The following is a 13,376-nucleotide window of genomic DNA, read 5'->3' on the forward strand; positions in this document are numbered from 1 at the left end:
CCCGCCTCCGCCGTTTCCACCTCACCGGCGTCCACCTCACCGGCGTCCACCTCCTTCGTTCCGTCGCCGCACGTCACCCCGACCGGGTCCGTCCCTCCCCAGCAGCGCCAGGCCACTCCCGCTCGGGGGCCCCACCCGTCCGACCCCTTGGATCACCCCGACCCGCACACCGCCGCCCAGGCGGCAGCCGTGGAGAGCCTGCTGCGCTGCTGGGTGCGCGAGGCAGGTCTGCCCGCCCCCGTCGACGGCACCCTCCGAGTGCCGCTCCCCGCCAGCGGGACCGCCCTCCTCACCCCCGTCCACCACTGGTCCCCGACCGGCTGGCACCGCTTCGGCCTCCCACGGCTGGCGGACGCCCCCGAACAGGCCCCAGCCGTGGACGCCGTCACACTCGCCGCGCTGCTCTCCCGCGAGACGCCTGAGACTGCTGAGAGGCCTGAGCCTGCTGAGAGGCCTGAGACGCCGTCACGAGCCGAGGCACCCGATGTTCCCGAGCCGATCGGACCGCCCGGGACACCCGCTCTGCCCCGGCCGACCGAGGCGCCCGCCGCACCCGGGCCGGCCGACCACGCCCTCGACCAAGTCGCCCTGGTGGCCCGCGTCGCCGACTCCGTCCGCCGTACGACGGACTTCATCCGCGAGCGACGGAAGCACCCCGTCGACGGTCCCGACCTGTTCCTCGCCGCCGAACAGGCCCTGCTCCTCGGACACCCCCTGCACCCCACTCCGAAGAGCCGCGAAGGCCTCTCCGAGGCGGAGGCACGGCTGTACTCACCCGAGTTGCGCGGCTCCTTCCCTCTCCACTGGCTGTCTGTCGCTCCCTCCGCGCTGGCCGCCGACTCCGCCTGGACGGAGAGCGGCCGTACCGTCCCCGCGGACCGGCTGACGTCCCGACTCGCCGACGCCGGACTGCCATTGCCCGTCCGCCGCACGCTGCCCGACGGCCATGTCCTCCTGCCGATGCACCCCTGGCAACGGCACACGGTCGGCCACCGCCCCGATGTCGCCGCCCTGTTCGCAACCGGGCTGCTCCGGGACCTCGGCCCGCTCGGCGTCTCCTGGCATCCCACCTCCTCCGTACGCACCGTCCACCGGTCCGGCGCCCCGGCGATGCTCAAACTGTCGCTCGGTCTGCACATCACCAACTCCCGTCGGGAGAACCTGCGCAAGGAACTCCACCGCGGTGTCGAAGTCCACCGCCTGCTGCGAGCCGGCCTGTCCCGGCAGTGGCAGGCGGCCCACCCGGGTTTCGACATCGTCCGCGACCCGGCCTGGCTCGCCGTCGACGGGACGGACGGCCATCCGGTGCCGGGGCTCGACGTGGTGATCCGCCACAACCCCTTCACCGCTACGGACGACGTCTCCTGTGTCGCGGGCCTGGTCTCGCCCAGGCCGTACCCGCGCGCCGCCGGGAGCACGGCCCCGGTCACGGACACGAATCCCGTGCAGAGCTCCCGGCTGGCCGAGGTCGTCACCCGTCTCGCCGCACGAACCGGGCGCCCGCTCGCCGCCGTCGCCGTCGAGTGGTTCCTGCGCTATCTGGAGCACGTCGTGCGCCCGGTGCTCTGGCTCGACGGGGAAGCGGGCATCGCCCTGGAGGCCCACCAGCAGAACACGCTCCTCCTGCTGGACCCCGACGGCTGGCCCACGGGCGGCCGGTACCGCGACAACCAGGGCTACTACTTCCGAGACTCCCGCCGCGCGGAACTCGAAGCCCGGCTGCCCGGTATCGGCGAGCACAGCGACACCTTCGTCCCCGACGCCGTCACCGACGAGCGCTTCGCCTACTACCTGGGTATCAACAACGTCCTCGGGCTCGTCGGAGCCTTCGGCTCACAGCGTCTCGCCGGCGAACATCTGCTGCTCGCCGCCTTCCGCCGCTTCCTCACCACCGCGGCCTGCGGCCCCGACCGGTCGCGCAGCTCGCTGCCGGCCCGTCTCCTCGACTCACCCGTGCTGCGCTGCAAGGCCAATCTGCTGACCCGGCTGCACGGCATGGACGAACTCATCGGGCCCGTGGACACCCAGTCCGTGTACGTCACCATCGCCAACCCCCTGCACTCCTGAACCGTCCGCATACGCGAAGCCGACCCCCTTCGTCCCTGAGGAACCCGTCCCGACTCACCTGGTGAGAGGAGCCCCGCCTTGCCCACCGTCGGCCCCCACACCGTCTCCGGCACCGCACCCACAGCTCTGCTCGACCGCCCGGCCGGCTGGGGCCCCACCCCCACACCCGCGGGCGCCTTCCGCCTGGACCCCGTACAGGTCGACCGGGACCTGCCCCGCATCGGCCGGTGGATGAACGAGCCCGCGGTCGCGGCCTTCTGGGAGCTGGCGGGACCCCGGACCGTGACCGAACGGCACCTTCGCCGCCAACTCGCCGACGGCCACAGCGTCCCGTGCCTCGGCCTGCTGGAGGGCACACCCATGAGCTACTGGGAGATCTACCGGGCCGATCTCGACCCGCTGGCCCGCCACTACCCGGCCCGACCTCACGACACCGGCATCCATCTCCTCATCGGAGGCCCGGACGCCCGCGGGCGAGGACTCGGCGGACTGCTGCTGAGGGCCGTCGTCGATCTCGTACTCGACAGCAGGCCTGCCTGCTCACGCGTCGTCGCTGAACCCGATCTTCGCAACACCCCCTCCATCGCCGCCTTCCTTCGTGCCGGTTTCCGCTTCTGCGCCGAGGTCGAGCTGCCCGCGAAGCGGGCCGGCCTCATGGTCAGGGACAGGCACCTCCGAGAGGTTCTGTGACTGTCCGTAATCGATCCGTCACCCGTGCAACGGTTCGGGATTCCAGCCGGTTCCCGCCCGTCCCGAGAATCTCCGAGAATTTTTTCTCCCGCCCGTCGATGTCCGCAGGCCCTTCCCCCGGCCCCGAATCCGAGAAGCCCCACACCTTGAACCCCTCACCGACTCCCTCACCGCCGTCACCGTCGGCCACCTGCGCGATCACCCGTTTGTCAGTGCCGAGCCGTAGGGTGGTCGCGCTATGACGAAGCCCTCACTCCCCGAACTCCTCCATGCCGCTGTCGCCGCAGTCGGCGGTACGGAGCGCCCCGGCCAGGTGACCATGGCCGAAGCCGTCGCGGAGGCGATCGACGACGGATCCCACCTGCTGGTCCAGGCCGGCACCGGCACCGGCAAGTCGCTGGGCTACCTGGTGCCCGCGCTCGCGCACGGGGAGCGGGTCGTGGTCGCGACCGCCACCCTGGCCCTGCAGCGCCAGCTGGTGGAGCGTGACCTGCCGCGCACGGTCGACGCGCTGCACCCGCTGCTGCGCAGGCGCCCCGAGTTCGCGATGCTGAAGGGCCGCTCCAACTACCTGTGCCTGCACCGGCTGCACGAGGGGGTCCCGCAGGACGAGGAGGAGGGACTCTTCGACCAGTTCGAGGCGGCCGCGCCCAGCAGCAAGCTGGGTCAGGACCTGCTGCGGCTGCGGGACTGGTCGGACGAGACCGAGTCCGGCGACCGGGACGACCTCACCCCCGGTGTGTCCGACCGGGCCTGGGCCCAGGTGTCGGTGTCCTCAAGGGAATGCCTCGGCGCGACCAAGTGCGCGTACGGCGCCGAGTGCTTCGCGGAGATGGCCCGCGAGCGCGCCAAGCTGGCCGAGGTCGTCGTCACCAACCACGCGCTGCTGGCCATCGACGCCATCGAAGGCGCCCCGGTCCTGCCGCAGCACGAGGTGCTGATCGTCGACGAGGCGCACGAGCTGGTGTCGAGGGTCACCGGCGTCGCCACCGGCGAACTCACCCCGGGCCAGGTCAACCGGGCCGTGCGCCGGGCGGCGAAGCTGGTCAACGAGAAGGCGGCCGATCAGCTCCAGACCGCCGCCGAGGGCTTCGAGCGCCTGATGGAGCTGGCCCTGCCGGGCCGCCTGGAGGAGATCCCGGAGGACCTCACCTACGCCCTCATGGCCCTGCGGGACGCCGCGCGCACCGTCATCTCCGCCATCGGCGCCACCCGTGACAAGTCCGTCCAGGACGAGGACGCGGTCCGCAAGCAGGCACTCGCCTCCGTGGAGAGCGTGCACGACGTGGCGGAGCGGATCGTGGGCGGCTCCGAGTACGACGTCGTCTGGTACGAACGGCACGACCGCTTCGGCGCCTCCCTGCGGGTCGCCCCGATGTCCGTGTCGGGCCTGCTGCGGGAGAAGCTCTTCGCCGACCGCTCCGTGACCCTGGCCTCGGCGACGCTGAAGCTCGGCGGGGACTTCAACGGCGTGGGCGCCTCCCTGGGGCTGGCCCCGGAGGGCACCGAGGGAGACGACCTTCCCCCGTGGAAGGGGATCGACGTGGGGTCCCCCTTCGACTACCGCAAGCAGGGCATCCTGTACGTCGCCAAGCATCTGTCGCGCCCCGCTCGCGACGGCGACCGCGCGGACATGCTGGACGAGCTGACCGAACTGATCCAGGCGGCCGGCGGGCGGACGCTCGGCCTCTTCTCCTCCATGCGCGCCGCGCAGCTCGCGGCCGAGGAACTGCGCGGCCGGATCCCGGAGTTCCCGATCCTGCTCCAGGGCGAGGAGACCCTGGGCGAGCTGATCAAGAACTTCTCGGCGGATCCGAGGACATGTCTCTTCGGGACGCTGTCGCTCTGGCAGGGCGTCGATGTGCCCGGGGCGAGCTGTCAGCTCGTGGTCATGGACAAGATCCCGTTCCCGCGTCCGGACGACCCGCTGATGAGCGCCCGCCAGAAGGCGGTGGAGGACGCCGGAGGCAACGGCTTCATGGCCGTGGCCGCCACGCACGCGGCGCTGCTGATGGCCCAGGGCGCCGGCCGTCTGGTCCGCGCGTCGGGGGACCGGGGCGTGGTCGCCGTACTGGATCAGCGACTGGCGACGGCCCGCTACGGGAGCTACCTCAAGGCCTCCCTGCCGGACTTCTGGTACACCACGGACCGCAACCAGGTGCGGAAGTCGCTCGCGGCGATCGACGCGACGGCACGGCAGACCGAGACCCGCCAGGCGTAGGGGCACAGCACAGGGCCCCGGAACCGGCGCAGGGATCCCGGGGCCCAGTCGAGGGGGCGGAGGAGGTGAGGCCGCCCGCCGTGCTCAGACGCGGCGGAGGACCGCCACCACCTTGCCGAGGATGGTCGCGTCGTCGCCGGGGATCGGCTCGTACGCGGCGTTGTGCGGGAGCAGCCACACATGGCCGTCCTCGCGCTTGAAGCGCTTCACGGTGGCCTCACCGTCGAGCATGGCTGCCACGATGTCGCCGTTCTCGGCGACGGGCTGACGCCGGACGGTGACCCAGTCGCCGTCGCAGATCGCGGCTTCGATCATGGAGTCGCCGACGACCTTCAGCACGAACAGCTCACCGTCGCCGACGAGCTGCCGCGGAAGCGGGAACACGTCCTCGACGGACTCCTCGGCGAGGATCGGGCCACCGGCGGCGATCCGGCCCACCAGGGGGACGTACGACGCGGCGGGCTTGCCTGCGGTGTCCGTGGGCTGCACCGAGACGGCCTGGTCGGAGCCGCGAACCTCGTACGCGCGTGGGCGGTGCGGGTCGCGGCGCAGGAAGCCCTTGCGCTCCAGTGCCATCAGCTGGTGGGCCACCGAGGACGTGCTGGACAGGCCGACGGCCTGGCCGATCTCCCGCATGGACGGCGGGTAGCCGCGCCGCTGTACGGAGTCACGGATGACCTCGATCACCCGGCGCTGCCGGTCGGTCAGACCCGAGCTGTCCGCCCGGATGCCTGGAGGTCGGCCCGGCAGGGAGCGCTTGTGCCCCTCCGGGTTCACGGCTTCGTTCATCGCATGCACCGGCTCGAGTCGGCCCTGGGAGCGGTCCTGGGCGGTGATGGTGGCGCTGTCTGCGGTGGTGGTCACGTCGTCGGCCCCTCTCGATTGTCTCCCTGCTGCACAACGGTAGTAGCTTTCGAAAGGTTGCGCCAAACACACGTTCGAGTGAAAAAGCGTGGATAGCCTGACTTGATCATGTGTCTGGGTGTATAGCCAACGTGATGACCGGCGGACGGAAGGGTCCGTTGTTGTACTCTTCACCGCCGGGGGCGCCCCCTGGGTGGTGCGGCCCCAGTCTGCCATCGGGTTTCCGGCAGTCGGCGCGCCGCTCCCGCTGATGCGCGAGAGCCCCACGGGTCCTCCGTGCGGCGCCCACGATATCGCCGTACCGGCCGCGCGGACATGGTTGTACACGCGCGCGTAGGGGCCGTTTTCGGGTGCTCGCCGTGACGGCGGGAACGCGCGGGGTGAGCGCTTCGATCGCGACACGCGATACGGCCTGGGTGAATGGGCCAAGCCCCATATCTAGTGCTTGGATGTCATCAACGGCCCACAAGTTGTGGTGCCCCTGGTCTTCGCATCCGCATGGATCGCCTATGCTTGGGGCTGCTTCGAGGGGCCCATGAGGCCCGGCGAGGCTATTGAGTCTGCTGTGAGGAGGGTTGGGACTTCATGCACTGCCCCTTCTGCAGGCACCCCGACAGCCGTGTCGTCGACAGCCGTACGACGGACGACGGCACGTCCATCCGCAGGCGCCGCCAGTGTCCTGACTGCTCCCGTCGTTTCACGACCGTGGAGACGTGCTCGCTCATGGTGGTGAAGCGGTCGGGAGTCACCGAGCCGTTCAGCCGCACCAAGGTCATCAACGGCGTGCGCAAGGCATGTCAGGGACGGCCCGTCACCGAGGACGCGCTCGCCCAGCTCGGCCAGCGGGTCGAGGAGGCGGTGCGGGCCACCGGAAGCGCCGAGCTGACCACCCACGACGTGGGACTGGCCATACTCGGCCCGTTGCAGGAACTCGACCTTGTCGCCTACCTGCGGTTCGCCTCCGTCTACCGGGCCTTCGACTCGCTCGAGGACTTCGAGGCCGCGATCGCGGAACTCAGGGACCAGACGGGGCGCCCGGGCGCGGACGAAGACGACCGCGAAGACGACCCGGACGCTGTCATGGGGGGCCAGGAGGACCACGGCGGGCACGGAGGGACCACGCGGGTCCCCGAGCCCGCCCACGCCGCCGACTGACCCGGCGGACCGGAACCGGGCGGAGACCCCGGATCCGGTCGGGCGGCGGCGGACCAAGACTTGCTGCGGACCAGGCGCATCGACGTCCGCAGCACCAGACACCACACCGTGCCACGGGAACATCGTGGCATTTCAGGGCGTTTTTGCCTGTACAGGGAGGCGGCATGACAGAGACGGCGAGCGGTCCGGCACGAGGGTCCCGCGCGAAGGGCGCGAAGACCACCAAGGGCCTGCGTATCGAGCGCATCCACACCACCCCCGGCGTGCACCCGTACGACGAGGTGGTCTGGGAGCGTCGTGACGTCGTCATGACCAACTGGCGCGACGGCTCGGTCAACTTCGAGCAGCGTGGCGTCGAGTTCCCCGACTTCTGGTCGGTGAACGCGGTCAACATCGTCACCAGCAAGTACTTCCGCGGTGCCGTCGGCACCCCGCAGCGCGAGGTCAGCCTCAAGCAGCTGATCGACCGCATCGTGAAGACGTACTCGAAGGCCGGCGAGGACCACAGGTACTTCGCCTCGGCCGCCGACGTCGAGATCTTCGAGCACGAGCTGGCCTACGCCCTGCTGCACCAGATCTTCAGCTTCAACAGCCCCGTCTGGTTCAACGTCGGCACCCCGCAGCCCCAGCAGGTCTCCGCCTGCTTCATCCTGGCCGTCGACGACTCCATGGAGTCGATCCTCGACTGGTACAAGGAAGAGGGCATGATCTTCAAGGGCGGCTCCGGCGCCGGCCTGAACCTCTCCCGCATCCGCTCCTCCAAGGAGCTGCTGTCCTCCGGCGGCAACGCCTCCGGCCCGGTCTCCTTCATGCGCGGCGCCGACGCCTCCGCCGGCACCATCAAGTCCGGCGGCGCCACCCGCCGCGCCGCCAAGATGGTCGTCCTCGACGTGGACCACCCGGACATCGAGGACTTCATCGAGACCAAGGTCAAGGAAGAGGAGAAGATCCGCGTCCTGCGCGACGCGGGCTTCGACATGGACCTGGGCGGCGACGACATCACGTCCGTCCAGTACCAGAACGCCAACAACTCGGTCCGGGTGAACGACGAGTTCATGCAGGCCGTCGAGCAGGGCGGCAAGTTCGGCCTGCGCGCCCGGATGACCGGCGAGGTCATCGAGGAGGTCGACGCCAAGGCGCTCTTCCGCAGGATCGCCGAGGCCGCCTGGGCCTGCGCCGACCCCGGCATCCAGTACGACGGTGTCATCAACAACTGGCACACCTGCCCCGAGTCCGGCCGGATCACCGCGTCGAACCCGTGCAGCGAGTACATGCACCTGGACAACACGTCCTGCAACCTCGCCTCGCTGAACCTGATGAAGTTCCTCAAGGACGACGGCAAGGGCACCCAGTCCTTCGAGGCCGAGCGCTTCCAGAAGGTCGTCGAGCTCGTCATCACCGCGATGGACATCTCCATCTGCTTCGCCGACTTCCCCACCCAGAAGATCGGCGAGAACACGCGCGCGTTCCGCCAGCTCGGCATCGGCTACGCCAACCTCGGCGCCCTGCTGATGGCCACCGGCCACGCGTACGACTCCGACGGCGGCCGCGCCCTCGCCGGTGCCATCACCTCCCTGATGACCGGCACGGCCTACCGCCGCTCCGCCGAACTGGCCTCGGTCGTCGGCCCGTACGACGGCTACGCCCGCAACGCCGACGCCCACAACCGCGTCATGAAGCAGCACGCCGACGCCAACGGCACGTCCGTCCGCATGGACGACCTCGACACCCCCGTCTGGGCCGCCGCCACGGAGGCCTGGCAGGACGTCCTGCGTCTCGGCGAGAAGAACGGTTTCCGTAACTCCCAGGCGTCCGTGCTCGCCCCGACCGGCACCATCGGCCTCGCGATGTCCTGCGACACCACCGGTGTCGAGCCCGACCTCGCCCTGGTCAAGTTCAAGAAGCTGGTCGGCGGCGGCTCGATGCAGATCGTCAACGGCACCGTCCCGCAGGCCCTGCGCCGCCTGGGCTACCAGGAGGAGCAGATCGAGGCGATCGTCGCCCACATCGCCGAGAACGGCAATGTGATCGACGCCCCCGGTCTCAAGCAGGAGCACTACGAGGTGTTCGACTGCGCCATGGGCGAGCGCGCCATCTCCCCGATGGGCCACGTCCGGATGATGGCCGCGATCCAGCCCTGGATCTCCGGCGCCATCTCCAAGACGGTCAACATGCCGGAGACGGCGACCGTCGAGGAGGTCGAGGAGATCTACTTCGAGGCCTGGAAGCTCGGCGTCAAGGCGCTCGCGATCTACCGCGACAACTGCAAGGTCGGCCAGCCCCTCTCCGCGAAGACGAAGGACACCAAGGAGCAGGAGACGGCCGAGATCACCGAGAAGGCCGAGGACGCGATCCGTACCGCGGTCGAGAAGGTCGTCGAGTACCGCCCGGTCCGCAAGCGGCTCCCCAAGGGCCGTCCCGGCATCACCACCTCCTTCACGGTCGGTGGCGCCGAGGGCTACATGACGGCCAACTCCTACCCCGACGACGGCCTTGGTGAGGTCTTCCTGAAGATGTCCAAGCAGGGTTCGACCCTCGCCGGCATGATGGACGCCTTCTCCATCGCCGTCTCGGTGGGCCTGCAGTACGGCGTGCCGCTCGAGACCTACGTCTCGAAGTTCACCAACATGCGCTTCGAGCCGGCCGGTATGACGGACGACCCGGACGTGCGGATGGCGCAGTCGATCGTCGACTACATCTTCCGCCGCCTGGCGCTCGACTTCCTGCCCTTCGAGACGCGCTCCGCGCTCGGCATCCACTCCGCCGAGGAGCGCCAGCGTCACCTGGAGACCGGTTCGTACGAGCCGGCCGAGGAGGACGTCGACGTCGAGGGTCTGGCCCAGTCGGCCCCGCGTCAGACGGACCTGAAGGCCGTCGCCGCCCCGAAGGCGGCCGCCGAGGTGGTCAAGCCCGCCCCGAAGCAGGCCCACACCAGCGCCGAACTGGTGGAGATGCAGCTGGGCATCCAGGCCGACGCCCCGCTCTGCTTCTCCTGCGGTACGAAGATGCAGCGGGCCGGTTCCTGCTACATCTGCGAGGGCTGCGGCTCGACCAGCGGCTGCAGCTGATCCCCGCCGTGCCGCCAGGTCTCCGTGATCTGGCAAGGGCGGTGGAGCCGGTCCTCGGCTCCACCGCCCTCGGTGTTCTCGTGACGGGATCAGGAGTGTCGTATCTGGCCCATGACCCTGGTGAACGTCGCCGGGTCGTCCTCGAATCCCTGGACGCCCCGGTGGAACGTCCAGCCGCCGGGCTCGCGCACGAACTCCCCGACCGTCGCCGCCGTCGCGCCGAGCACGTCACCGAACTCGTCCTCGTCCAGGACCGTGTAGCCCTCCCGTATGCGGAAGGCGGGATTGAGGACGCTGACGAAGGTGCGGTGCGCATGATGCTGCTGGATGACGACGCCGACCACCACGCGCGTGTACCGCGCGTCCAGCCGCTCGAGCTCCAGCGTCATGACCTCGTCCCAGCCGAAACCCTTGCCGTCCTTGCTGTCCCGGTTGAGATAGATCGTGCCGTCCGGAGAGCGGCTGTCGAAGTGCACCACATAGGCGGGCGCCCCGGACGGATCGCTCGCGAGGTACGTCGCCGCGACGATGTCCAGATCGGTGGCCGCCTGCCCCGCCGGACTCGGGTCCCACTTCAGCGCCATCTCGATCTTGCGGATCCCCTTGTTGATGCCGCTCACGGACTTCCCTCCCCGTTCACCGTCTGACCTCACCCCGAACTGCCCGATCACCAGGGCCGGTTGTCCATCCTGCCACGCGCACGTGGCCCACGGCATGGCTGCTCTGCGCCAGAGAGTGACCGACGCCACGCCCTGTGGCCTTACCATGGCGCGGTGCTGGTCAAGTGGATTCGCTGCACCGTGGTGGACCGCCGCGGTTTCGAACGGGGGCAGCGAAAGTGGGCGGGGCTTCTGGGGGAGCCGGGATTTCGGGGACAGGGCGGGGGCTGGAGCAGGAGCCGGCCCTCCGTCGCGCATGTCTTCGCCTTCTGGGAGAGCCGTGCCTTCTACGACTCCTTCATGGCGCGTTCCCACGACCGGCTGGCCGCGGCCCAGGCCGGCACGTTCAAGGACGCCCAGGTGCGGCTGTTCGACCACCGCTTCGACGTGAAGACCGGCTTCGAGCCCCGCTTCACCGACTCCGACCTGCTGCGCGTGGCCCTGTGCAGGGTCCACGAGGAGCGTGCCGAACACTTCACCCTCATGCAGGAGAAGGTGTGGAACCCGGCCATGGCCGGCTCGCCCGGCATGATCCGCGGGCTGTTCGCCGAGGCGCCCGGCCATGAGTTCATGGTCCTGTCGATGTGGCGTTCCGAAGCCGAGCACGGGAAGTACCGCACCGAACGCGTGGAGCGGCTCGCGCTGCGCGCCCAGACGGAGGCGGACATCGCCGCCCTCACCGGTGACATCATCGAACTGGAGACGACCTGGACCGTATGAGCGCTGGTCCTGACCGCTTGTGGTGGAAGGTGTGCGCTCCTGTGGCTCATGGTGCTCGATCCATGTGACCTACGCCGTATGGGCGCCGTACGAGTATTCGATCTGGCGCATCCCGATCTAGGGTTTTGGCATGGCACGACCACGGCGCATCGTCCTTGTCCGGCACGGGGAATCAACGGGCAATGTTGATGACACCGTCTACGAGCGTGAACCCGACCACGCGCTGGCCCTCACGGAACGGGGCCGGCGACAGGCGGAGGAGACCGGCAAAAGGCTCCGGGAGGTGCTCGGCGACGAGCCGGTCAGCGTGTACGTCTCCCCCTACCGCCGTACCCACGAGACCCTCCAGGCCTTCCATCTCGATCCCGACCGGATCCGGGTTCGGGAGGAGCCCCGGCTGCGCGAGCAGGACTGGGGGAACTGGCAGGACCGTGACGACGTACGGCTCCAGAAGGCCTACCGGGACGCCTACGGGCACTTCTTCTACCGTTTCGCGCAGGGCGAGAGCGGAGCCGATGTGTACGACCGGGTCGGCGGCTTCCTGGAGAGCCTGTTCCGCAGTTTCGAGGCCCCGGACCATCCGCCGAACGTGCTCATCGTGACCCACGGCCTCGCCATGCGGCTGTTCTGCATGCGCTGGTTCCACTGGACGGTCGCCGAATTCGAGTCGCTGGCCAATCCGGGGAACGCCGAGATGCGCATGCTCGTCCTCGGGGACGACGGCAAGTACACCCTTGACCGGCCCTTCGACCGGTGGCGAGATCCTGAGCCCTACGGGGTCACCGGATAGAGTGGCAGGGCGATGACCGCTGACTCCTCTCCCGACGGGCGCCTGGAGCGCGCCCTCGCCAGTCTGCGCGGACTCGCGGTGGGTGATGCACTCGGGTCACAGTTCTTCGTGCCCGCGAACTACCCGCTGCTGAAGGACCGAGCCCTGCCGCCCGGCCCCTGGCAATGGACCGACGACACCGAGATGGCCTGTTCGGTGGTGGCCGTCCTGGCCTCCCACCACCGGATCGACCAGGACGCCCTGGCCCGCTCCTTCGCAGAGCACCACGACTTCGACCGAGGCTACGGCCCCGCGGTCAACCGCCTGCTGCGGCTGGTCCGTGAGGGCGCCGACTGGCGCGAACTGTCGGCGGCCCTGTTCCAGGGGCAGGGCTCCTGGGGCAACGGCGCCGCGATGCGGATCGCCCCGCTGGGCGCCTGGTACGCGGACGACCCCGAGCAGGCCACCCATCAGGCCGAGATCTCCTCCTATCCCACGCATCAGCACCGGGAGGCCGTGGTCGGCGCCATGGCCGTCGCCGCGGCCGCCGCGCTGGTCGGCGCGCCCGGTGGTCCGCCCCGCCCCGGGGCGCTGCTGGACGGTGTCATCGCCCTGGTGCCCAAGAGCGCAGTCGGCGCCGGTCTGCGGCGCGCCAGGGACATGCTCGACTACGGCGACGCGGGTACGGTCGCGGCCGTGCTGGGCTGCGGACGGCGTACGTCCGCCCATGACACCGTTCCCTTCGCCCTCTGGTCGGCCGCGCGCGCCCTCGGTGACTACGAAACGGCGTTCTGGACGACCGCGCAGGTCGGCGGGGACGTCGACACCACCTGCGCCATCGTGGGCGGTGTGCTGGCCGCCGGGAAGACCGGCACACCTCCGGCCGCCTGGGCGGAACAGGTGGAGGCGCTGCCGGGGTGGGTCGCCACGCCCGTCTGACGGGTCGTCCCGGATTCTCCGGTCCGGTTCTCCGGTTCTCCGGTTCTCCGGTTGGGAGCGAAACTCTGCGTGTCCGTCGGGAACTCTGCGTGACCGGCCGGTCGTTGTCCGGTCATCCGCCGTGCGATGTGTGAAGGCGTCGGCGGGTGACGGGGAGCGGTCGTTCAGGGGGTGGTGGTCATGTGGTTCGTCGTGTTCGCACTGGTGGCGGGTGCGGTGTCGCG

At 69.9% G+C, this 13,376-nt stretch carries 9 protein-coding genes and 1 pseudogene; 8 read left to right on the plus strand and 2 right to left on the minus strand.

Annotation, left to right across the window (positions count from 1 at the left end):
• The first annotated feature begins 147 nt into the window (after nt 1-147).
• The 3 genes and pseudogenes from ACYQ8Q_RS33250 (at nt 148) to ACYQ8Q_RS33260 (ending at nt 4,978) form a co-directional block, all read left to right on the plus strand.
• Nucleotides 148-2,067: an IucA/IucC family protein gene (locus ACYQ8Q_RS33250; protein ID WP_460070248.1), complete on the plus strand. Its 1,920-nt coding sequence runs from the start codon at nt 148-150 to the stop codon at nt 2,065-2,067.
• 126 nt (nt 2,068-2,193) lie between these two features.
• Nucleotides 2,194-2,757 (plus strand): annotated as a pseudogene (locus tag ACYQ8Q_RS33255) (GNAT family N-acetyltransferase); the annotation flags it as partial.
• Nucleotides 2,758-2,995: 238 nt separating this feature from the next.
• Nucleotides 2,996-4,978 carry an ATP-dependent DNA helicase gene (locus ACYQ8Q_RS33260; protein WP_460070250.1) on the plus strand — a complete coding sequence of 661 codons (1,983 nt, stop codon included), beginning with the start codon at nt 2,996-2,998 and terminating at the stop codon, nt 4,976-4,978.
• Between the two features lie 84 nt (nt 4,979-5,062).
• Here the strand turns inward: ACYQ8Q_RS33260 and lexA are convergent, their stop codons facing one another.
• Complete coding sequence (gene lexA, locus ACYQ8Q_RS33265) at nt 5,063-5,842, minus strand: transcriptional repressor LexA (protein ID WP_055635752.1); 780 nt, start codon at nt 5,840-5,842, stop codon at nt 5,063-5,065.
• A gap of 585 nt (nt 5,843-6,427) precedes the next feature.
• Here lexA and nrdR point away from each other — a divergent pair.
• A complete protein-coding gene (gene nrdR, locus ACYQ8Q_RS33270; RefSeq protein WP_460070252.1) occupies nt 6,428-6,997 on the plus strand; it encodes a transcriptional regulator NrdR in 570 nt (189 codons plus the stop codon).
• 164 nt (nt 6,998-7,161) lie between these two features.
• Nucleotides 7,162-10,065, plus strand: a complete 2,904-nt coding sequence (locus ACYQ8Q_RS33275; RefSeq protein ID WP_460070254.1) for a vitamin B12-dependent ribonucleotide reductase — start codon at nt 7,162-7,164, stop codon at nt 10,063-10,065.
• An 89-nt stretch (nt 10,066-10,154) separates the two neighbouring features.
• Here ACYQ8Q_RS33275 and ACYQ8Q_RS33280 read toward each other — a convergent pair whose 3' ends face one another.
• Nucleotides 10,155-10,685, minus strand: a complete 531-nt coding sequence (locus tag ACYQ8Q_RS33280; RefSeq protein WP_460070257.1) for a TerD family protein — start codon at nt 10,683-10,685, stop codon at nt 10,155-10,157.
• 153 nt (nt 10,686-10,838) lie between these two features.
• Here ACYQ8Q_RS33280 and ACYQ8Q_RS33285 point away from each other — a divergent pair, with 153 nt between their 5' ends.
• The 3 genes from ACYQ8Q_RS33285 (at nt 10,839) to ACYQ8Q_RS33295 (ending at nt 13,152) form a co-directional block, all read left to right on the plus strand.
• Nucleotides 10,839-11,444 carry a YdbC family protein gene (locus ACYQ8Q_RS33285; protein WP_059202291.1) on the plus strand — a complete coding sequence of 202 codons (606 nt, stop codon included), beginning with the start codon at nt 10,839-10,841 and terminating at the stop codon, nt 11,442-11,444.
• A 130-nt stretch (nt 11,445-11,574) separates the two neighbouring features.
• Nucleotides 11,575-12,234, plus strand: a complete 660-nt coding sequence (locus ACYQ8Q_RS33290) for a histidine phosphatase family protein (protein ID WP_460070259.1) — start codon at nt 11,575-11,577, stop codon at nt 12,232-12,234.
• Between the two features lie 12 nt (nt 12,235-12,246).
• Entirely contained in the window at nt 12,247-13,152 is a 906-nt protein-coding gene (locus ACYQ8Q_RS33295) for an ADP-ribosylglycohydrolase family protein (protein ID WP_460070261.1), read from the plus strand.
• Nucleotides 13,153-13,376: the final 224 nt, after the last annotated feature.

It is taken from the genome of Streptomyces sp. YKOK-I1 (genome assembly GCF_054660435.1).